Raw genomic sequence first — 20,189 nt, 5'->3', positions numbered from 1 at the left:
CTCCACTCTTTCTGGATTCTTTCGAATGCAGTCGCTACGGTGGAGGCAACCGCACGCCATAGGCGACGCACAGCGAAGTGCACTGCGAAGAAAGCGATGGACTATGTCTACTCCCGTCATTCACGTTTCCCAGGAAGTTCAGGATGCGGTTCGCGAGAACCGCCCCGTGGTCGCCCTCGAATCGACCATCTTCACGCACGGTCTCCCTCGCCCGCGCAACCTCGATGTTGCTCTCGAAGCAGAAGCCGGGCTGCGCGCCCGAGGCGTGACACCCGCCACCGTCGGTGTCTTCAATGGCGTAGCGACGGTCGGTCTCAGCACCGAACAAATCACGGAACTCTCGAACACCGACAAGATCGCCAAGGCCAGCCTGCGCGACCTTCCCGTCGTTCGGGCGCTCGGCATCCACGGTGGCACCACAGTTGCTGCCACCGCCTTCCTCGCCCACCACGCTGGGGTGAAGGTCTTCTCGACCGGCGGCCTTGGCGGCGTGCACCACGGAGCCTCCGAAACCTTTGACGAGTCGGCCGACATGACCACGCTCGCGCAGATCCCGATCCTCGTCATCAGCGCCGGGGTGAAGTCGATTCTCGACATCCCCGCCACTCTCGAGCGCTTCGAAACCCTCAACATTCCCGTCATTGGTTATGGCACCACCCAGTACCCGGGCTTCTACGTCACTGACTCGGGATTTAGCATCGGCTACTCGGTAGACACCCCCGAAGAAGTAGCCGCGGTCGTGAATGCCCGCGACGAGCTCGGTCTGCCGCAGTCGGTATTGCTGGCCAACCCGGTTGCCGCCGACAAGCAGCTGCCGCCGGATCAGCTCGACGACATCCTCGCCCGTGCCTGGGCCGAAGCCGACAAGCAGGGAGTCAGCGGAAACGCTGCGACGCCGTTCCTTCTCGACTTCATCCAGAAAGACACCAAGGGTGTCAGCCTCGACGTCAACGTTGAGGTCTACCGCGGCAACGTTGCTCTCGGCGGACTCATCGCCACGGCGCTCACCCGCTAGCGGCGATCCCCTCGTGCTCGGAATCATCGGCGACCTCGTTGAAGACGTTGTCGTCTGGCTGGCGGAACCGCTGAGGCATGGCACCGATACGGCGGCCGAAATTTTTCACACCCGCGGCGGTAGCGGCGCGAACGTCGCAAGTTTCGCGGGCGGTCTTGGCCCGACGAGATTCATCGGCTGTGTGGGAGACGATAACCTCGGCACCTCGCTCGTGAAAGGGCTCGAGGCTCAGGGCGTTGATGTTCGGGTACAGCGCAAACACGTCACCGGCACCGTCATCATCCTGATCGATCACGATGGTGAACGGAGCATGATTCCGAATCGTGCTGCGTCGACCATGCTCGACGAGGTTCCGGATGAGTGGCTCGACGGCCTCGAGCTGCTGCACGTTTCGGCGTACTCCTTCAACGGAGCGCCTGTCGGTGAAACCGTGATCGATGTAATTCGGCGTGCAAAGCAGCGGGGGATTCTGGTGTCGATCGATGTTTCCTCGACTGGCATGCTGGCGCAGTTTGGTGTCGACCGTTTTCTTGATCTCATGGTCGATCTCAATCCCGACTTCTTGATCGGCAACGAAAGCGAGATGGCCTGCCTCGGCATGGTTGTCGATGGTCACACCGGAGCTGTGGCCGCGCGCCTAGCGAACACGATCATCGTCACCAAAGCGGGAGCGGCGCCCACGATCGTGCATGAGCCGGGGCAGACGGTGATGGAGGTAGCCGTGCCGCCGGTTCCTGAAGTGCGTGATCTCACGGGCGCTGGCGATGCCTTCGCCGCCGGGTTCTTGACCTCGTATTTGGCCAGCCGAGACCTGCAGAAGGCGTGCGTGGGCGGTCACGCTTCCGCAGCCCTCGTGTTGGCCTCGCCGGGAGCGTCATCCGGAGCAGCGTCTAAAATCGACGAGTAATGACTTCTCTCTTTGTGAAAATCTGTGGCATCAGTACGCCGGATGCCGCCCTGGCGGTAGCCGAGGCGGGCGCCGATGCGATCGGGTTTGTCTTCGCTCCCGGCAGCCCGCGTCTCGTGACTCACGAACAGGCGCTCGCGCTCACGCAGGGGTTGCCGTCGCGGATCGAGACCGTCGGCGTTTTTCGCAACCAGCCGATTGACGAGGTGCTCGCTACCGCTCGCCGTGCCGGCGTCGCGACGGTGCAATTGCATGGCGATGAAAGCGATGCTGACTTCGACCGGCTGCGCGCCGAGGGCTTCGGCACTATTCGGGCTATCTCAGTAGAGGACTATCGCCGCCGCAGTCTCGCCGGGGAGTTGCGAGCGGATGACCGGCTCCTCATCGACGCCGTCGAACCCGGTGCCGGGGCAACCTTCGATCCCGCGCTTCTCGAGGGCACTGCTCTGCCGGAGTCCTGGATTCTCGCCGGTGGGCTCACGCCCGACAACGTCGCCGAACTCGTGCGCACGCTGCAGCCCGGTGGGGTGGATGTCTCCAGCGGCGTCGAGGCGAGTCGCGGTGTGAAAGATGTGGCGCGCATCCGCGACTTTGTTGCTGCTGCTCGTTCGGCTTAGCGACCGCTCGGTGCGGGGGATCAACGGCGCTAGCCGCTCGGCTTAGGAAGCGAGCGCGATCAACCCGAAGTAGGTTGCGGCCGCGACGCCAATGCCGCCGACCAGATTCGCGAGCACGCTGATCACGGCCACCCGCATCCGCTTCAGCGACACGTTTTGCATCGTCTCTACGCTGAGCGTGCTGAAGGTCGTAAGACCACCACACAGCCCGGTGAGCAGAATGATTTCGAGGTTCGCGTCGATAGTGCCGAGGTGCGCCAGCCCGGCGAGGGTGCCCCCGAGCGCTGAACCGACAACGTTCACGACAAGAACGGCCCAGGGAAATCTCTTGTGCGACGCGAACGCGCGCGCCGTCAGATAGCGCAGCACTGCCCCGATGGCACCCGCACCGAGGATCGCAAAAACCACGCCGGCCGTCATTCGTTCACCAGGTCGGGGCGGCTCTGTCGAGCGCGTCCCAGATAGAGTCCGAAAGCAGCAGCGGCGAGACCAAGAACGAGAGTGGCGGCGACGTAGATGAGCGCGGGTAGCCACTGATCTGCACCGATGAGGTGAACGGCCGCCACAGCGAGAGCCGAGAATGTGGTGAACGAGCCGAGGAGCCCAGCCCCCAGACCGGCACGAGCCCAGGCCGGCGACGGCGCCCAGAGTTCGGCCACGACAAGGGCGAGAACGAAACTGCCCAGAATGTTGGCGATCAGGGTGGAGACAGGGAAGAGCCCGTCGTTCGTGGCGAACGCCAAGTCAAGGGAGAAGCGCAACCCAGTGCCGAGTGCACCGCCGACCGCGACAGCAGCTATTTCACGAATCATGGGCTGCCTTTCGTGTGCCAATACTCAAGCGGGTGCTGTCTACACGATCACCTTAGGGCAATTGGCGGATGCTCCGCGTCATCCATCCCGCTCGGCGATGCCCCGCACAGTCCTAGACTGAAGCCATGACCCGAACTGCTGCGCGCCGCCGTCGTTGGCCGTGGATTGTGCTTGCTGTTGTCGTGGCGCTCCTCGTGCCCATTGCGATCATCGTCGTGCCGATTCTGACGCACGAGAGCGCGGGTCAATCGAGCCAGCAGCTCGTCGACGGAGAATGGCCGCTGTCGGTCACTGCCGAGGGCGATGACGGTCGTACCCGCACGTTGACTCTTGCTGGAGAAAATGGCGAACCGATCGACACCGAGGCGCTCGTTCGCGATGAGCGGGTGGTCGTGACCGGAACCGGGTACGACGGCACTCAAGGTGTCTACGTTGCCGTGTGCGTCATCCCCGAAACGCCTGCTGACAAGCCGGGGCCCTGCATCGGCGGCGTACCGAGCCAGCAGCAAGAGAACGTTGCGGAGGGCACGGTGCAGTGGGCTCCCAGTAACTGGATCAACGCTGACTGGGCGTGGCGACTCTTCGGCGCTCGCAGTTACGACGACGCTGCTACGGGCACCTTCACCGCCTATCTCGAACTGGGAGACCCGCTCGGCGAAGACGCCGACTGCATCACCAACGAGTGCGGCATCTTCACGCGCAACGACCACACGGCGCTCAATGACCGTGTTCAGGATGTCTACGTTCCGGTGAAGTTCACCGAGTAAAGCGCTGCTGCGTCGAATAACGTTGCGGCACAACCTGCTGCGCCGGTGAGAGCGCTCGGAGCTAGCGACAGCGGCTAGCAAGAGTGGCTAGCAAGAGTGGCTAGCTGACGGCGACGTCGGGGGTTTGCTCCGGAACTGCTGTCTCGGTCGAGACGGCAGCGGGCACCATGAGGCGCGGAATCGTGAAGTGCACGATCGGGCCGATGAGCAGTGCGAACGCGAGGGTGCCCCAGCCGAGGTTTCCGCCGAGGATTGCGCCGATGGTCAGTACGACGAGTTCGATGCTGCTGCGCACGATCCAGATTTTGCCGCCGTAGCGGTGGTGGATGCCCGTCATGAGGCCATCGCGGGGGCCTGGCCCGAAGCGCGCGCCGAGGTAGAGCCCCGTGGCGATGCCGAGGAGCAGTAGGCCAGCGACGAAGACGAGGATGCGCAGGGCGAGTCCTTCGATTTCGGGGAGCATCCACAACCCGAGCTGGGCGCTGGGCCCGACGAGGGCGACGTTGAACACGGTGCCGATGCCGGGCTTCTGGCGGATCGGGATCCACAGCAGCAGCACGATCAAGCCAATGATGTTGGTGACGAAGCCAAAGGGGATGCCCGTGCTGAGCGAGACGCCCTGGCCAAGAACATCCCAGGGGGCCACTCCGATTTCCGCACGAATCATGAGCGCAATGGCGAAGCCGTAGAAGAACAGGCCGAAGCCGAGCTGCGCGATGCGTCGCGTCATGGTGAGGCGGGGAGTCATAAAAGCATCCAATTACGAAATTGGACTCGGAGCAAGAGGCCAATCGGGCTAGTGTGGCCTCATGAATAGCCTTTCGGCCCGTGCATTGGTCGTCATGATGGGCGAGTGGCGTGCCGCCGGAGCCAATGCTGCCTATCTGGCCGTCTCCGACCGCATCCGACTTCTCATCATGGATGGCCGCATCCTGACCTCAACGCGCCTGCCGGCCGAACGGGAGTTGGCGCTCGCTCTCGGCGTGAGCCGCACCACGGTGACAGCCGCGTATTCGGCTCTCCGCGAGGGCGGGTATGTCGAGAGTACGCGCGGCTCGGGCAGTGTTGCCCAGTTGCCTCATCGCGCCAGCCTGATTCCCGACCCCGCAGCCCCACAGATGCTCGACTTCAGTAAGTCGACGATCGCGGCGGCTCCCGAAGTAATCGAGGCCTCTCGCCGAGCAGCCGAACAACTGCCGGCGTATCTGGGGGAGTCGGGCTTCGATCCGGTGGGTATCCCGGTGCTGCGCGAGGCGATTGCCCAGCGGTATGCCGACCGCGGTCTGCCCACGAGCCCCGACCAGATCATGGTGACGCTCGGCGCCCAGCACGCCATCGCGCTCATCTCTCGCACGCTGATGTCGCGTGGCGACCGTGCCCTCATGGAGAACCCGAGTTACCCGCACGCCCTCGATGCGCTGCGTGCCGCTGGCGCTCGCCTCGTTCCCGTCGGAGTCTCGACCGAGACCGGCTGGGATGCCATCGCCGTCGAGCAGGCCATCCAGCGCACGAGCCCTTCGCTCGCCTATCTCATGCCCGACTTTCACAACCCGACGGGCCAATCGATGCCCGATGAGCTGCGCGAAAAGGTGCTGTCGCTCGCTGCCCGGCACGGCACTGCGGTCATCGCAGACGAGACGATGGCTGAACTCGACCTTGATGGCTCCGGTAGCCGTTTACCCTTCGCCGCGCACGGCAATGCCATCTCGGTGGGCTCGGTCGGCAAGACAATCTGGGGTGGACTGCGCACCGGCTGGATTCGCGCCGACCACGCCACGATTCGCCAACTCGTGCGCGCCCGCTCTGCCGGTGACCTCGGTACTCCGCTGCTCGAACAACTCGTCGTCACCAACATTCTCGAGAGCTATCCGGCGATTCTGGATGCTCGGCGCACGTCACTCCGGGCCGGCCGCGAGCACCTCTCCTCCCTCCTCGCCGAGCAACTGCCGTCCTGGCAAGTGCCCCACACGCCGGGCGGAATGACCGCGTGGATCAACCTCGGCCAACCCGTGAGTTCACAACTCGTACTTGCTGCACGCAATGAAGGACTCGTGATCGCTGCCGGTCCGCGCTTCGGGATGGATGGCGCGTTCGAGCGATTCCTGCGCATTCCGTTCAGCATGGGGTCCGCCGAATTGGAACAGGGCGTCTCGGCGCTCGCCGCAGCCTGGTCGACCGTGATGCGGCATCCGTTCTCGCCGGCCAGCAGCGAGTTCGCGAACGTCGTCTAACGCTCAGCGAACCAGAGGGCGGGCATTCGCCGGCCTGCGAGGCCGTCAACCTCCGGCAGGTTTTACGCAGATGTAATCTCGCGAGAGTACGCGGAATACTGAGCGTGCTGAGAGAATTGATTTAACCAAGAAGTGGTTTTACGACCGCGCCCGCGTTTAACAGCAACGAAAGTCCTCTCGTGCATCTGCTCTCCGTTTTCTCCTTGCGTAACCGCGCTCTGATCGCGCTCGTCACGATCGTCATCGGAATTTTTGGTGGCGTGGCTCTCACGTCGCTCAAGCAGGAACTGATCCCGTCGCTGTCGTTGCCGCAAATCTTCATCGTCTCGACCTACCCGGGCGCATCACCCGAGGTGGTCGATAAGGACCTCGCGGGGCCGCTCGAAGCCGCCATTCAGGGCGTCGAAGGGCTCGAGTCCACGACCGCAACCTCAAACTCGAACTTCGCCAACATCTCGGCTTCGTTCGAGTACGGCACCAACATTGCCACCGCCGAGCAAAAGATTCAGCTCGCCATCAACCGCATCTCGGGCCAGCTGCCCGATTCGGCAGATACCCAAGTCTTCACTTTCAACTTCACCGACCTGCCGGTCGTGCAGATCGCCGTATCGAGCGACCTCGACCCTCTCGAACTCTCGAACAAGCTCGAAGCCTCCACCCTTGTTGAGCTCAATAAGTTGGATGGCGTCAGCGACGCTAGCCTGCTCGGAACCGCCACTCAGCGCCTGGTTATCACTCCCGACCAAGACGAACTCTTCATCAACGGTCTGAGCAACCAAGACATCCTCTCGGCTCTCGATGACAATGGCGTGCTGCTGCCCGCTGGTGAAATTACCGAAGACGGTCAGACCCTCACGGTGCAGGCCGGCCAGCGCATCACGACAGCGGACGGCGTTGCCGAACTGCCGCTGCTCGGTGGCTCGAACACCGATGTCGTCACGATCTCTGACGTCGCTACCGTCGAGGTCATCGACGACCCCGCGACCGGCATCTCGCGCGTCAACGGCGAACCCGCACTGACAATCGCGATTACCAAGAGCCCCGCCGGCAATACAGTTTCTGTCTCCGAAGCCGTTCTCGAAGCGATCCCCGAGCTCGAAGACGCCCTCGGCAGCAACACTCAGTTCACCGTCGTGTTCGACCAAGCGCCCTTCATCCAAGAGTCCATCGATAGCCTCACGACCGAAGGTCTGCTCGGCCTCGTCTTCGCCGTGATCGTGATTCTGGTGTTCTTGCTGTCGATTCGTTCGACGCTCGTCACGGCGATCTCGATTCCGGCATCCGTGCTCATCACCTTCATCGGTATGCAGGTCTCGGGTTACACGCTCAACATCATCACCCTCGGAGCACTCACGATCTCGATTGGTCGAGTGGTGGATGACTCGATTGTTGTTATCGAGAACATCAAGCGCCACGTCTCCATGGGAGAGCCGAAGCTGCAGGCCATTCAGAACGCGGTGAAGGAAGTTGCGGGAGCCATCACGGCATCCACCGTGACGACCATTGCGGTGTTCCTGCCCCTCGCCCTTGTCGGCGACATCACCGGAGAGCTGTTCCGCCCGTTCGCGCTGACGACCGCCATCGCGCTTGCCGCGTCGCTCTTCGTATCCCTCACAATCGTTCCGGTACTGGCCTACTGGTTCCTCGGCAACAAGGTCGCGCCGCGTCACACAGAGGCTGCCGTCGAGCACGCCCACGCTGCCGGCCTGCCGCAGGAAGAGAAGACCAACGCCTTGCAGCGCGGCTACCTGCCCGTGATCAAGTGGACGCTCAAGCGCCCGCTGGCTACGCTGCTCGCTGCCGTTCTGCTGCTCGGCGGAACCGTCGCTCTCATCCCGTTCATGAAGACGAACTTCATCGGCGACAGCGGCCAGAACACGTTGACCGTCAACCAAGCCTTGCCGCTCGGCGCCAGCCTCGAAGCGCGTGACGAAGCCGCTATGAAGGTCGAAGAGGTTCTGATGGACCTCGACGGCATCGAAACCGTGCAGCTCTCCATCGGCTCAAGCGGCGGCTCGCTCCGGGCCGCATTCTCGGGCAGCGGAGCCAACGCGTTCTCGCTCACGACAGACCCCGATCTCGATCAAACTCAGCTGCAAGAAGATGTGCGCGAGGCCGTCGCTGGCATCGACGATGCCGGCGAGATCACCCTTGCGGCAGCATCCAGTGGTTTCGCTTCGAGCGACATTGAGATCAACGTCACCGCCACCAGTGACTCTGAACTGCGTGAAGCATCGGATGCCCTGCTCGAGCAGGTGCGCGACCTCGATGTCGTCGCCGAGGCCACCAGCAACCTCTCAGAGCAGCAGCCCTTTATCTCGATCGTTGTCGATCGCGACAAGGCCGCAAAGCTCGGCCTCAGCGAGATCGCGGTGGGCGGCATTGTCACGGGCGCGATGAACCCGAACGCGGTCGGTAGCGCCGTCATCGACGAATCGACGCTCTCGATTTACATTCTCAACGACCTCGCCCCCACCACGATCGAGGAGTTACAAGACTTCGAGATCCCCGGTGCCACGGGACTCGTGCCACTGACGGACGTCGCAACGGTCTCCGTCCAAGACGGCCCCGCGAGCATCACCTCGGTGAAGGGCGTGCGCAGCGCAACCCTGAGCGTGACGCCAAGTAGCGATGACGTGGGTACGGCATCCGCCCTGGTCGCTACCGCTGTTGACGAAGCAGAACTGCCCGCCGGTGCATCGGCTGAACTCGGTGGTGTTGCCACCGAGCAGACGGATGCGTTCCAACAGCTCGGTCTTGCTCTTCTCGTCGCAATCCTCATCGTCTACGTCGTAATGGTCGCGACCTTCAAGAGCCTGCGCCAGCCGCTGCTCTTGCTCGTATCGGTTCCGTTCGCGGCCACGGGAGCTATTGCGCTTCAGGTGATCTCGGGCATCCCGCTCGGTGTTGCGTCGCTCATCGGTGTGCTGATGCTGATCGGTATCGTCGTCACGAACGCGATCGTGCTTGTCGACTTGATCAATCAGTACCGGGTTAAGGGAATGCGCGCGCACGACGCCATCATTGAGGGCGCGTCACGTCGACTCCGCCCGATTCTGATGACGGCTGCAGCCACCATCTTCGCGCTTCTTCCGCTCGGTATCGGTGTCACCGGCCAGGGCGGCTTCATTTCGCAGCCGCTCGCCATCATCGTGATCGGCGGACTGCTCTCCTCGACCGTACTTACGCTCGTGGTGCTTCCGGTTCTTTACTACGTCGTCGAAGGCGCCAAGGAGCGTCGCGAAGACAAGAGGGCAGCGGGAACGGATCGCAAGAGCCGGCGTGCCGCCAAGAAGGCCGGTCGCGAGACTTCGGTAGCGGCTCCCGCCGAGTAACCCCCTCTGTGATGGTGAATCCCGGCTCCGACGTTGATCGTTGCCGGGATTCAGACTTTCTGAACCAGTCGGGTAAAGCTCTAGGCCGAGCGTGATCCAACGTAGAGCAGCCGAAGTTGTTCGCACACAACGGGCATGTGCGGTTCGAAGCCGCGGGGACTCTCCGAGTGTTCACGCCAGTATCGTTCGTGGACTTCACGCCAATGCTTAAGACTTTGGTCTCCTTCACCCTCGGCAAACGCGTGAGACTCGGGAACCTCATCGAACGGAACGACAACGATCGCGGTGGTTTCCAACAGGGCGCGGGGGCTTCCGCGCCCGTCGAGAATGATGTTCAGCCAGCCCGCCTCAGGCACGGGTTCGCCAGTATGTTCATGGTCCCAGAGGGAGGATGCGGTTGCGGTCTTCGTGCCTTTAAGTACCAGGCTGAGAAGTCCATCTGCGTGGGCAGGCGTCGCTCCAAACGCCCACGCTTCCGGGACCGCCTCGGGGAGGCCGTGAAGCGCCAAGCGGCATTCGCGCCAGAAATCTTCGACTAGAAGGGGTGTGCCCATCTGCTCATCTTGAATCGGTGCCGATCGTCCCCGCCCCGCCCTGCTCGTCGTATGTTCTAGTCTGGTCTGGGGGAAATGGGGATTACTTCATGATCGATGCTGGGGGAAGCAGCGCACTGGGACAGCAGATTCCGGTGCCGATGGTACGCACAGAAACGCTCAGTTGGGCGCAGAAATCGTGGGCATCAAGCTCCACTATCTGGCCGACAATTCCCCCGAAAGTCGCGCCCTTGACGGTCGCCACGCACGTGCTTTTTGCGCTGTTCCTAGCGGTGGCGCTGGTGGGTGCCACCACGTACTTCTTCGAGTACTTGGCGACGAGCGCTACCGAGTTGAATCGTCAGCTCGTTGTTGGCGTGATTGCCGCTCAACTCGTGATCGCTGTCGCGGCAGTAACGATGGCTCGCTTCAATCTCGCCGTGGGTGCTGCACGCTTGTTCTTCCTCTTCTTTGTCGTTTCTGCAGTGTTAGCGGCAATCACTTCGGTGCTCGCTATCCTGTTCGATCCCGAGTTGGCCTTCGCTTTCTCGACAATTCCGCAGCTAGCCAACCTGCCATCCCTCGTCGTCGCCGCAGTTTTCGTCGCGCTCTCGATCGTGGTCTGGGTAAAAATAACCAGCCAGGTCAGCAGCTTCACTCGCTGGCGTTCGACCGTACTTACTGCGATGGGAGCCGTTTTTCCTCACGGGCAACGCGAGCGCCACTTTGCCAGCGCGCCCGTCATGGTCGACGCGAACTCGGGGGAGCTCGAACGCCGCCTCGCTGTCGCTGAGCGGCTCACGGCGCCACTGCTCGAGCACCTCATCCGCATGCCGGCCGTGACGGTCGTTCAGGGCCTCGAAGTGCCGGGGTCGCGCACGGCACACGTCGGGCATGCTGTCGTGGCCGGCAACCAGATCGCGTTCATCGATTCCCTGCTGTGGGCGCCGGGGGACTACGTGTTGGATGCCTGGGGCCGCGTGGTGCGCGACGGCAAGATCGACGAACACATTAATGTCACTACCGCGATCGCTGAACAGCGTCTTGCGGCCGATCGGCCTCAATTGGTGACCAAGTCGTGGGCTGTCGTGCACCGGCTGGCGGATGCTCCGCTCACGATTGCGTGCGAGCCCAACAATGCCGTGCGGCTTGTCACGCCCGAGGAGCTGCTGCGCGAAGTGGGCGAGTGGCTTGCTCCCGTTGGAGAGCAGCTTGATGTCTTCGCGCTGCAGTTCGCGGTCAACTCCCGCCTCAAGTAGAGCGCGGGCATCCGGAGCGCTCTCGCTATCTAGCGGCTCATGCACTAAAGTGGCTGAGTCGGCTCAAGACAGCGCGAAATCTCGCGTATGGGTTTGTAAGTCTTGCGGGCCGGTTTGCCAGTCCATCCAACTGGTGACAATCACACGAATGTATGTGACGGCCTCGGTCAAAGACTGCCCGGGTTCAGTAGTGCAGCGTACGAACACTCAAATCAATTGATGGCTAGCTAGTCAACCTTTAGCTAATTACATCGGCGAGTGTTGGCGTGCGCGCGTGCTCCACGCACTAGATGTGTTCCATCTAAGAACAACCCGGAAAGAACAATGCCTAAATTCAATAAGCCTGCCACCGGACGTGGCAATAGCGACTTCAACTCTGGTGCTCCCAAGCGCGGCGGTTCACGCAGCGAAGGTCACCGCGGATTCCGCCCTGACCAGGGCGAAGCCCCCAAGCGCCGGTGGAGCGCGGATGACCGTGCCGCTCGTACCGGCGACAACCGCTCCGGCGCCGCTCGTGGCGGCCGTGGCGACAGCCGTCCCGACTGGACTCCTCGCGAAAAGCCTGCCCGTGGTGCACGCCCCGAGCACGGCGACCGCAACGACCGCCCTTCGTATGGCGACCGTCCCCAGCGCAACGAACGCGGTGCCTACGGCGACCGCCCGCAGCGCGACTCGCGCCCCGAGCGTGGCGGCCGTCCCTCCTATGGCGACCGTCCCGACCGCAACGACCGCGGTGCATCCGCTGGTCGCGGCGAGCGTCCCTCGTACGGAGATCGTCCTGACCGTGGTGGCCGTCCCGAGCGTGGTGGTTACGCCGGTCGTTCAGAGCGTCCGTCGTACAACGACCGCAACGATCGCAACGACCGTGGTGCATCCGCTGGTCGCGGCGAGCGACCCTCGTACGGAGATCGTCCTGACCGTGGTGGCCGTCCCGAGCGTGGTGGTTACGCCGGTCGTTCAGAGCGTCCGTCGTACAACGACCGTAATGACCGCAACGATCGTGGTGCTTCGGCTGGTCGTAGCGAGCGTCCCTCGTACGGTGACCGCCCTGACCGTGGTGGCCGTCCCTCGTACGCAGACCGGAACGAGCGCCCGCAGCGCACCGAGCGTCCCTCGTACAGCGACCGCAACGACCGTGGCTCGCGCCCCGAGCGTTCAGAGCGCCCCTCGTACAACGATCGTGCTCAGCGCACCGAGCGTCCCTCGTACGGTGACCGCGGAGCATCCGCTGGTCGCACCGAGCGTCCGTCGTACAACGATCGCGCCCAGCGCACGGAACGTCCCGCCTACAACGACCGTGCCCAGCGCACGGAACGCCCTGCCTACAACGACCGTGCGCAGCGCACTGAGCGTCCCGCGTACGGCGACCGCCCCGACCGTGGCAGCCGTCCGTCATACAGCGACCGCAACGATCGCCCGCAGCACAGCGAGCGTCGCGAAAGCTCGTACTACCCCAACCGTGACGAGAAGTCGGCGCACGGAATGCAAGAAGATGTTGTTCTTGATCGTCTCGTAGCGAAGGCTGTTACTGCCAGCGATGTTGAAGGCAAGTCCTTCCTCGACTTGGGTATCGGTTCGAACATTTCGCGTCAGCTCGCATCCATGGGTGCAGAGTCGCCGTTCCCCATTCAGGCAGCAACCATCCCCGACGTTCTCGCCGGCAAGGATGTTCTTGGTCGCGGAAAGACCGGATCGGGCAAGACCATTGCCTTCGGTGCGCCCCTCGTTGAGCGCCTCATGGAAAACAATGGTGGCAAGGACCGTCAGATGGGCCGCAAGCCGCGCGCCCTCATCCTGGCTCCGACCCGCGAGCTTGCTCAGCAAATCGACCGCACCATTCAGCCCATCGCTCGTAGCGTTGGTCTGTTCACGACGACCATCGTCGGCGGCGTTCCCCAGTACAAGCAGGTTGCTGCGCTCACCCGTGGTGTCGATGTCATCATCGCGACCCCCGGCCGTGTGGAAGACCTCGTTGAGCAGGGTCGTCTCGACCTCAGCCACGTGAAGGTCACTGTTCTCGACGAAGCTGACCACATGTGCGACCTCGGGTTCCTCGAGCCCGTTCAGCGCATCCTGCGCGAGACCAGCGAGGGCGGACAAAAGCTGCTGTTCTCCGCAACTCTCGACAAGGGTGTTGCCACGCTCGTCAAGGAGTTCCTTGTTGACCCGGCCGTGCACGAGGTTGCTGGTGAAGACCAGGCTTCTTCCACGATCGACCACAAGGTTCTGCTCATCGAACAGCGCGACAAGCGCGCCATCATCAAGCAGCTCTCTGCAGGCACGGGCAAGACCCTCGTCTTCACCCGCACGCGTGCGTTCGCTGAAGAAATGGCTGAGTTCTTGAGCATGGGCGGCACCCCCGCCACGAGCCTTCACGGTGACCTCAACCAGGCGCGTCGTACCCGCAACCTGCAGATGCTCACGAGCGGCAAGGTCAACGTGCTCGTCGCGACCGACGTTGCAGCCCGCGGCATCCACGTGGATGACATCAGCCTCGTTATTCAGGCTGACGCTCCCGAGGAGTACAAGACGTACCTGCACCGCGCCGGCCGTACCGGTCGTGCCGGCAAGGTCGGAACCGTTGTCACCCTCATCCCGCGCAACCGTCGTCGCAAGATGGAAGAACTCCTCGGCCGCGCCGAGATCGATGCAGAGTCGGTCGACGTAGCGCCCGGTGACAAGTTCATCGACACGCTGGCTGCGCTGTAACAAGCACCCCGCTCACTCGAGCACAAGAAAGCCCCGGATGCCCCACTCGCGTGGTCGGCAGCCGGGGCTTTCTGCGTCTCACTCAATCGCCTTGCTGCGAGCCGTCTCATTTCGTGAGCCACCGCTGTCTCGTAGAATCGCAGCATGAACGAGAAGCCATCACTGGCAGCACGTGCGGGTTCAGCGCTGGGGCACGCCACTAGCTCCGCAGCGCACGGAACGCGCGAAGCGATCCGTAAGAACCCCAAGGCGAACCGCGTTTATCGCACCACCGTCGGTGTCGTGGGCGGAACGACCGTTGCGCTCGGTGTGGTGCTCATTCCACTACCTGGCCCCGGTTCCCTTGTGGCCATTGGCGGGTTGGCGCTTCTCGGTACCGAATTTGAGCCAGCGAAGAAGGCCAGCGCCAAAGCAAATGCTGTCGCCCGCAAGGCGCTTGTCGCAGCGAATGAGAAGCGCAAGCGACGAGCGGCTCGGCGAGCCGCCGCCGATGCCGCCGCCGATGCCGCCGCCGATGCCGCCGCCGATGCCGCCGCCGAGGCGGAGGCCGGGGCAGAGGCAGGGGCAGCTGAGGCTGAAGCCGCAGCCACTCACCGGGCCGACGCCTAAGGCGTCATCGCCGGGCCAAGGCCTGAGCCGCATCATGCAGGCATTCGACAAAGGCGCCTGTGACTCTGTCGTCATGACGGGCGGCGCGAACCGCGATAAGGCGAGATGTCGGTGATCCGGTGAGCGGAATCGCCACAATCGACGGCGGCAGCAGATGGCGCACCGATTCTGGCAGGATGCTCGTGCCGACTCCCGCCGCCACGAAACCTAGTGCCGTCTCCTGATGCACGACCTCTTCGACGACGTTGATAACGCCGGCGGTGGCATTGAATACGGCAGAAACCCGGTCGACGTAGCCCGGCATCAGCGCTCGCGGATACGTGACCATCGGAATTTCGACAATCTCGTCGGCGGACACTTCGCTGCGATGCGAGAGCGGATGATCGGCCGGGAGGCAGGCTACTAAGAGTTCCTCGAAGACGACTTCGGCGATCAACTCGGTCGACGGGTCAGTGCTGGTAGGTAGCTCATCGCGAACGATGGCGACGTCGAGCGTTCCCGCGAGGAGGCCCGCGATCTGTTCCCCCGAGGTGAGCGGCCGAAGATCAAGGGTGACGTGGGGGCGACGGGCGCGAAACAGCTGAACCACCCCGGGCAGCACGGTGTAGTTTGCGGAGCTGACGAATCCGACGGTGACTCTGCCGGATAGCCCTTCTGCATACTCCCGCATCTCATCCTGAACCGTGTTCACGCTGCTCATAATCGACCGCGCGCTCGCTTGCAGATGAACACCGGCCGGGGTGAGCCTCACCGATCGAGTGCTGCGCTCGAACAGCGTTGTGCCGAGTTCTTCTTCGAGGCGACTCACTTGAACGCTCAGCGGAGGCTGCGACATGTGCAGTCGTTCGGCCGCTCGTCCGAAGTGGAGCTCGTCGGCTACGGCGAGGAAATAGCGCAGCTGACGAAGTTCCATCTCCGAATAATAGGCGGACAGTATTACCGGCATATTTCGGCAATATTACGAGCGTTTCGCTATCAATCCGGGTCAAAAACGGTATTGGAGGTGCACGCAATATCTATGGATACTTTCCCTAACGCACCCCGATCCAAAGGACATTCCGTGACATCTTCCGAGCCGACCGAGACCGTACCCAGCACGCGAATCGACATGTTGTACCTGAGCGAGCCAGAAGTGATTGCCGCTGGAGTCAAAGACATGGCGCGCTGCATGGAAGTGATGGAAGAAGTGCTCGTCTTGGTCGCTAAGGGTGACTACCGAATGGCCGGCAGCTCAGCGAACTCCCACGGTGCCCAGATCAGCTTCCCCGAATCCTCACCCTTCCCCGGGATGCCGTTGGATGCGGCCGACCGCCGCTTCATGGCCATGCCGGCCTATCTGGGTGGCCGCTTCGATACCGCCGGAGTCAAGTGGTACGGCTCGAACATCGAGAACCGGGAGCAGGGGCTGCCCCGATCCATTCACCTCATTGTTTTGAACGACAAGGTGACGGGGGCGCCGTTCGCGATCATGTCTGGCAACCTTGAGAGTGCCTACCGCACGGCGGCCGTGCCCGGAGCAGCGGCGAAGAAGCTGGCCCCGGTCAACGCGAAGTCGCTCGGCATCATCGGTCCTGGCGCCATGAACAAGAGTGCGCTGCACGCGATGACCACCGCGCGTCCGACGCTCGACACGATCCGTATCAATGGTCGTCGACGTTCGACTTCGGAAGCTTTCGCGGCCTACGTTTCGCAGAACTACCCGCAGTTCACCACCATCGAGATCGCCGAAACGATCGAGGCTGCCGTTCGGGATTCCGACATCGTCTCAGAGGCTGTTACCGGTCTCGTCGGTTCGGAAAACTACCCCTACATCGACGGCGACTGGATCAAGCCCGGAGCATTTCTGAGCCTGCCCGCGAACCTCAAGATGGACAAGGAATACACCCTCTCCGGCAAAGCTCGCCTCATCGCTGACGCAAAGCCGATCTACGAGGCGTGGGCAGAGGAATATCCGGCCCCGTCTCATGAGACGGCGTTTGGCATGATCGGGCTCTACTGGCAAGACCTCATCGACGCCGGCGACCTTGACGAATCTCGAGTCGTGAACATCGGCGATGTCTTTGACGACAGTGTTGCGGGTCGCGAATTCGACGAACAGCCGGTGCTGTTCAGCGTCGGCGGGATGGGCGTCGAAGACGTCGCGTGGGCAAAGACCGTCTACGAGAACGCGCTCGAGCTTGGCATCGGTACGAAGCTCAACCTCTGGGATTCGCCCAACCTTTCGTAGCCACGAAACGGCAGAGCGCGGCGTCTCTCGCTCTGCCTCGTCAGCACCACGGCCGTATCACCCGCACGACCCGCACGACCTGCGTCACCCGTAAGGCCCGTGACACCTGCATGACCTGCATCACCTGCATCACCTGCATCACCTGCACCACCCCTCTATGGCCCACCGTCCTGGTGCGCCCCAACCCTGTGGAGTGAAAAGTGGATTCTGGAAACGTCGCCTGGATATTGACCAGTGCAGCACTCGTTGCGCTGATGATCCCGGGCCTAGCCCTGTTCTATGGCGGGATGGTCTCCTCCCGTCGCATTCTCAACATGATGATGATGTGTTTCGGCGGTGCAGCGCTCGTCGCCGTGCTGTGGGTCGCGTTTGGGTACTCCGCAGTCTTCGGGGACTCCCTCGGTGGCCTTGGTCTGCTCGGTGATCCGCTCGAGTTCGCCGGACTCGACGCAGCCCTTACTGATGATCCGGATGCCGGCATCCCGCTCGCCCTCTTCGCTGCATTCCAGCTGCTGTTCGCTGGGGTGACGACGGCGCTCGTGGCGGGCGCTGCAGCAGGCCGGATGAAGTACGGAGCCTGGCTCCTCTTCGCCGGCCTCTGGGCAACCTTTGTGTACTTTCCGATCGCGCACTGGGTTTTCGCTTTCGATAGCGATACTGCGCTGGGCGGCTGGATTGCCAACGCTCTCGGTGCCGTCGACTTCGCTGGTGGCACGGCCGTACACATGAACGCCGGTGTTGCAGCGCTGGCGCTGGCGATCGTCTTGGGAAAGAGCAAGGACTGGGGCAGCCCGGTTCGACCGCATAACCGGCCGCTCGTTCTCATTGGAGCGGGTCTGCTGTGGATCGGCTGGTACGGCTTCAACGCCGGATCCGCCCTTGCTGCCGGTAACGCCGCCAGTGTCGTCTTCCTCAACACAACGGTTGCTGCCTGTGCCGGTCTGCTCGGCTGGGCCGCTGTTGACCGTCTTCGTCATGGAGCAGTAACCAGCCTCGGTAGCGCGTCTGGACTGATTGCGGCTCTCGTCGCGATCACCCCGGCCTGTGGCGCGGTGTCACCGCTCGGTGCGATCGCGATCGGTGCGATCGCTGGTGTGGTCTGCTGCTTAGCTATCGAGTGGAAGTTCCGTCTCGGGTTCGACGATTCGCTTGACGTCGTCGGAGTTCACCTCGTGGGCGGCATCATCGGAACCCTTCTCATCGGTTTCTTCGCAACTTCAGCAGCGCCGAACGGTCGCGCTGGACTCTTCTATGGCGGCGGCTTCGAACTCCTGGGAGTGCAGAGCGTGGCTACCATAGCCGTGCTGGTCTACTCCTTCGCTGTGACCTGGCTAATTGCGAAACTGATCCAGAAAACGATCGGACTGCGCATTTCTGAAGAGCACGAAATCACCGGCATCGATGAGCACCACCACGCCGAGCGGGCCTACGACGATGATGAGGTTGTTACCTCAGCTCGGACCGTCTGACCATGGAACGCGGTGCCGCAATTCGCCCCGTCAGAGAGCTGCCGGCGACGCGCTGGCGGAACGGGCTCGGGATGACCCGACAGGTGGCCTCCTCGTCTGGCAGCGAACAACCCGACTGGCGCATCAGTATCGCGACGGTCACTGACGGCACCGCGTTCTCCACCTTCTCCGGTTACGGCAGAGCATTCACGCCGCTCGCCGCCGGTCGAATCTCCTTGCTGCAGGGCGGCGTTGAGCTATCACCGGATGCCGACGGCGCTGTGCGCTTCGACGGAGGCGTCGCCATCTCCGCGCGGGTTCGCGGAGGGGCGTCGCTGGCGGTGAATGTGATGGCTCGCACGGGCCTTCACGAGTGTTCGCGCTGGCGCACCGTCACCGGTGACTTCGTCAACGATGACCCCAGTATTCGTGCGGTGATTCTTGCTGGCGGCGCTGTCGCGACCTTGGACGGCGTAAAGGTCTCAGCGCCGGCAGTGATCGAGCCCGGCAGTTTCGTGCAGTGCACTCGAGCACGGTTTCTGGAGATCCACATTTGTTCGACTACCACAGACTCTTCCTACAGACAGGGGCACCTCTCATGACTCGGATTATTGTCGTCGGCGCCGGCCTTGCCGGGTCGGCTGCGGCCTGGCGACTCGCTCAGGGCGGTCACGACGTCACCGTTCTCGAGCGCACGTCTCCCGCCAACGAATACGGCAGCTCCCACGGATCGGCGCGGATCTTCCGTTTCGCCTACCCCGAGCGTTTCTACACCGAGCTAGTGGTGAAGTCGGCGAGTGGGTGGAGCGAGTTGGAAGCCGCGCATGGCTCCCCGCTCATCACGAGTACGGGCGCGGTCGACTACGGCAGCAGCCGCAATCCTGAAAAGCTTGCCGAGATTCTGGCAGCGTCAGGAGTCAGCCATGAGCTGCTCACAGCGAGCGAGGCCCGTCAACGCTGGAACTTCGCGTTCGACACCGCAGTGCTGTGGCAGCCCGGCGCCGGCGTGATCGATGCGGAACAGTCCGTGGAGGCGATGCTCGCTCAGGCGCAAATGCTGGGGGCTGAAGTGCGCGGTGACACCACGGTCACCCAGGTTCTCGCTACCAACTCTGGCTACCGGGTCGCCACGGCGACGGGGGAGTTCTTCGAGGCCGAACAGGTAGTGATCGCCGCCGGCGGCTGGCTGCCTGATCTGCTGGGCGATCTTGCGCTGCCCAGCAGCTTTCTGCAGGCGTTCCCCGCGCTCGAAGTGCGCCAAGAGCAGGCCTTCCACTTTGAGTACCGAGACCGCGAAGTCGAATGGCCGACCTTCATTCACAAGACGGATGAGATCCAGGTCTACGGGCTACCGGGCGGGCGTGACGCCGACTTCCGCGGTCAGAAGGTTGCCGAGTACAACGGGGGCAAGAGCATCCGCTCGGCAGCTCAGCACGATCGACAGGTGGATCCGGCGAATCGTCGGCGAGTGGTTGAGTACGTCGAGCGGTACCTTCCCGGGCTCGTGCCCGAACCGTATGCCGAAACGACGTGCCTGTTCACGAACACCCCCAACGAGGACTTTGTCATCGATCGGGTCGACGGCATCACGATCCTCTCGCCGTGCTCCGGCCATGGCGCCAAGTTCGCCCCGCTGATCGGTGAACTCGCGGCCGCGCTCGTCGCGGGGGAGTCCGTGCCTGACCGTTTTCGCCCCGGCCTCCGTGCCGCAATCTAACAA

Annotated in this window: 19 protein-coding genes; 13 read left to right on the top strand and 6 right to left on the bottom strand. The window is 62.9% G+C overall.

The features are described 5' to 3' along the window. Positions 1-103 precede the first annotated feature (103 nt). Genes ESZ53_RS08185 through ESZ53_RS08175 form a run of 3 tightly spaced genes read left to right on the top strand, consistent with a single transcriptional unit; the run spans position 104 to position 2,539 of the window. Positions 104-1,015: a pseudouridine-5'-phosphate glycosidase gene (locus tag ESZ53_RS08185; protein WP_129072375.1), complete on the top strand. Its 912-nt coding sequence runs from the start codon at positions 104-106 to the stop codon at positions 1,013-1,015. Then, positions 933-1,922, top strand: coding sequence for a carbohydrate kinase family protein (locus ESZ53_RS08180; protein WP_246837260.1), 990 nt, complete (start codon positions 933-935; stop codon positions 1,920-1,922). Before ESZ53_RS08185 ends, ESZ53_RS08180 begins: the two co-directional genes overlap by 83 nt. After that, positions 1,922-2,539 carry a phosphoribosylanthranilate isomerase gene (locus ESZ53_RS08175; RefSeq protein ID WP_129072373.1) on the top strand — a complete coding sequence of 206 codons (618 nt, stop codon included), beginning with the start codon at positions 1,922-1,924 and terminating at the stop codon, positions 2,537-2,539. Before ESZ53_RS08180 ends, ESZ53_RS08175 begins: the two co-directional genes overlap by 1 nt. A gap of 42 nt (positions 2,540-2,581) precedes the next feature. Here the strand turns inward: ESZ53_RS08175 and ESZ53_RS08170 are convergent, their stop codons facing one another. Both ESZ53_RS08170 and ESZ53_RS08165 read right to left on the bottom strand, forming a co-directional pair. Further along, the gene (locus ESZ53_RS08170; protein ID WP_129072372.1) at positions 2,582-2,959 is read right to left on the bottom strand and encodes a CrcB family protein; all 378 of its coding nucleotides are present in this window, start codon (positions 2,957-2,959) and stop codon (positions 2,582-2,584) included. Beyond that, positions 2,956-3,351, bottom strand: a complete 396-nt coding sequence (locus tag ESZ53_RS08165; RefSeq protein WP_129072371.1) for a CrcB family protein — start codon at positions 3,349-3,351, stop codon at positions 2,956-2,958. Before ESZ53_RS08165 ends, ESZ53_RS08170 begins: the two co-directional genes overlap by 4 nt. A gap of 125 nt (positions 3,352-3,476) precedes the next feature. Between ESZ53_RS08165 and ESZ53_RS08160 the strand changes: the two genes are divergently transcribed. Next, entirely contained in the window at positions 3,477-4,118 is a 642-nt protein-coding gene (locus tag ESZ53_RS08160) for a hypothetical protein (protein WP_129072370.1), read from the top strand. 100 nt (positions 4,119-4,218) lie between these two features. On the opposite strand, the gene ESZ53_RS08155 is transcribed toward ESZ53_RS08160, so the two are convergent. Further along, complete coding sequence (locus ESZ53_RS08155; protein ID WP_168187206.1) at positions 4,219-4,866, bottom strand: YitT family protein; 648 nt, start codon at positions 4,864-4,866, stop codon at positions 4,219-4,221. A gap of 61 nt (positions 4,867-4,927) precedes the next feature. Here ESZ53_RS08155 and ESZ53_RS08150 point away from each other — a divergent pair, with 61 nt between their 5' ends. Then, the gene (locus ESZ53_RS08150) at positions 4,928-6,349 is read left to right on the top strand and encodes a PLP-dependent aminotransferase family protein (protein ID WP_129072369.1); all 1,422 of its coding nucleotides are present in this window, start codon (positions 4,928-4,930) and stop codon (positions 6,347-6,349) included. A 179-nt stretch (positions 6,350-6,528) separates the two neighbouring features. Further along, positions 6,529-9,684, top strand: coding sequence for an efflux RND transporter permease subunit (locus tag ESZ53_RS08145; protein WP_129072368.1), 3,156 nt, complete (start codon positions 6,529-6,531; stop codon positions 9,682-9,684). Between the two features lie 80 nt (positions 9,685-9,764). Here ESZ53_RS08145 and ESZ53_RS08140 read toward each other — a convergent pair whose 3' ends face one another. After that, a complete protein-coding gene (locus ESZ53_RS08140) occupies positions 9,765-10,238 on the bottom strand; it encodes an ASCH domain-containing protein (RefSeq protein ID WP_129072367.1) in 474 nt (157 codons plus the stop codon). Positions 10,239-10,320: 82 nt separating this feature from the next. Next, on the bottom strand, positions 10,321-10,482 hold the full coding sequence (locus ESZ53_RS14475; RefSeq protein ID WP_246837259.1) for a hypothetical protein: 162 nt from the start codon (positions 10,480-10,482) through the stop codon (positions 10,321-10,323). Between ESZ53_RS14475 and ESZ53_RS08135 the strand changes: the two genes are divergently transcribed. The 3 genes from ESZ53_RS08135 (at position 10,469) to ESZ53_RS08125 (ending at position 14,794) form a co-directional block, all read left to right on the top strand. Continuing rightward, positions 10,469-11,476, top strand: a complete 1,008-nt coding sequence (locus ESZ53_RS08135; RefSeq protein ID WP_246837258.1) for a hypothetical protein — start codon at positions 10,469-10,471, stop codon at positions 11,474-11,476. The two genes, ESZ53_RS14475 and ESZ53_RS08135, sit on opposite strands and share 14 nt — an antisense overlap. Before the next feature lie 324 nt (positions 11,477-11,800). After that, positions 11,801-14,185, top strand: a complete 2,385-nt coding sequence (locus ESZ53_RS08130) for a DEAD/DEAH box helicase (RefSeq protein ID WP_129072365.1) — start codon at positions 11,801-11,803, stop codon at positions 14,183-14,185. A 144-nt stretch (positions 14,186-14,329) separates the two neighbouring features. Continuing rightward, positions 14,330-14,794 carry a PGPGW domain-containing protein gene (locus ESZ53_RS08125; RefSeq protein WP_246837257.1) on the top strand — a complete coding sequence of 155 codons (465 nt, stop codon included), beginning with the start codon at positions 14,330-14,332 and terminating at the stop codon, positions 14,792-14,794. A 4-nt stretch (positions 14,795-14,798) separates the two neighbouring features. Here ESZ53_RS08125 and ESZ53_RS08120 read toward each other — a convergent pair whose 3' ends face one another. Continuing rightward, positions 14,799-15,707: a LysR family transcriptional regulator gene (locus ESZ53_RS08120; RefSeq protein WP_168187205.1), complete on the bottom strand. Its 909-nt coding sequence runs from the start codon at positions 15,705-15,707 to the stop codon at positions 14,799-14,801. Positions 15,708-15,854: 147 nt separating this feature from the next. On the opposite strand from ESZ53_RS08120, the gene ESZ53_RS08115 reads away from it, so the two are divergent. The 4 genes from ESZ53_RS08115 to ESZ53_RS08100 all read left to right on the top strand — a co-directional run bounded on the left by ESZ53_RS08115 (position 15,855) and on the right by ESZ53_RS08100 (position 20,186). Then, positions 15,855-17,021, top strand: a complete 1,167-nt coding sequence (locus ESZ53_RS08115) for a tyramine oxidase subunit B (protein ID WP_246837256.1) — start codon at positions 15,855-15,857, stop codon at positions 17,019-17,021. 200 nt (positions 17,022-17,221) lie between these two features. Further along, entirely contained in the window at positions 17,222-18,490 is a 1,269-nt protein-coding gene (locus ESZ53_RS08110) for an ammonium transporter (protein ID WP_129072362.1), read from the top strand. A gap of 2 nt (positions 18,491-18,492) precedes the next feature. Continuing rightward, a complete protein-coding gene (locus ESZ53_RS08105) occupies positions 18,493-19,071 on the top strand; it encodes a HutD family protein (protein ID WP_129072361.1) in 579 nt (192 codons plus the stop codon). After that, on the top strand, positions 19,068-20,186 hold the full coding sequence (locus ESZ53_RS08100) for an FAD-dependent oxidoreductase (protein WP_129072360.1): 1,119 nt from the start codon (positions 19,068-19,070) through the stop codon (positions 20,184-20,186). The genes ESZ53_RS08105 and ESZ53_RS08100 overlap by 4 nt, the downstream gene beginning before the upstream one ends. Positions 20,187-20,189 lie beyond the last annotated feature (3 nt).

This window comes from Salinibacterium sp. UTAS2018, from assembly GCF_004118935.1.
Classification (GTDB): domain Bacteria; phylum Actinomycetota; class Actinomycetes; order Actinomycetales; family Microbacteriaceae; genus Rhodoglobus.
The sequence above is the reverse complement of the archived record's forward strand: the minus strand, read 5'-3'. Positions and strand labels throughout refer to the sequence as shown.

Bases quoted from the DNA above. Each gene is read 5' to 3' on its own strand.
- ESZ53_RS08140 (WP_129072367.1), bottom strand. From the start codon at position 10,238: ATGGGCACACCCCTTCTAGTCGAAGATTTCTGGCGCGAATGCCGCTTG.
- ESZ53_RS08165 (WP_129072371.1), bottom strand. From the start codon at position 3,351: ATGATTCGTGAAATAGCTGCTGTCGCGGTCGGCGGTGCACTCGGCACT.
- ESZ53_RS08175 (WP_129072373.1), top strand. From the start codon at position 1,922: ATGACTTCTCTCTTTGTGAAAATCTGTGGCATCAGTACGCCGGATGCC.
- ESZ53_RS08155 (WP_168187206.1), bottom strand. From the start codon at position 4,866: ATGACTCCCCGCCTCACCATGACGCGACGCATCGCGCAGCTCGGCTTC.
- ESZ53_RS08185 (WP_129072375.1), top strand. From the start codon at position 104: ATGTCTACTCCCGTCATTCACGTTTCCCAGGAAGTTCAGGATGCGGTT.
- ESZ53_RS08130 (WP_129072365.1), top strand. From the start codon at position 11,801: ATGCCTAAATTCAATAAGCCTGCCACCGGACGTGGCAATAGCGACTTC.
- ESZ53_RS08100 (WP_129072360.1), top strand. From the start codon at position 19,068: ATGACTCGGATTATTGTCGTCGGCGCCGGCCTTGCCGGGTCGGCTGCG.
- ESZ53_RS08105 (WP_129072361.1), top strand. From the start codon at position 18,493: ATGGAACGCGGTGCCGCAATTCGCCCCGTCAGAGAGCTGCCGGCGACG.
- ESZ53_RS08160 (WP_129072370.1), top strand. From the start codon at position 3,477: ATGACCCGAACTGCTGCGCGCCGCCGTCGTTGGCCGTGGATTGTGCTT.
- ESZ53_RS08170 (WP_129072372.1), bottom strand. From the start codon at position 2,959: ATGACGGCCGGCGTGGTTTTTGCGATCCTCGGTGCGGGTGCCATCGGG.
- ESZ53_RS08125 (WP_246837257.1), top strand. From the start codon at position 14,330: ATGAACGAGAAGCCATCACTGGCAGCACGTGCGGGTTCAGCGCTGGGG.
- ESZ53_RS08120 (WP_168187205.1), bottom strand. From the start codon at position 15,707: ATGGAACTTCGTCAGCTGCGCTATTTCCTCGCCGTAGCCGACGAGCTC.
- ESZ53_RS08150 (WP_129072369.1), top strand. From the start codon at position 4,928: ATGAATAGCCTTTCGGCCCGTGCATTGGTCGTCATGATGGGCGAGTGG.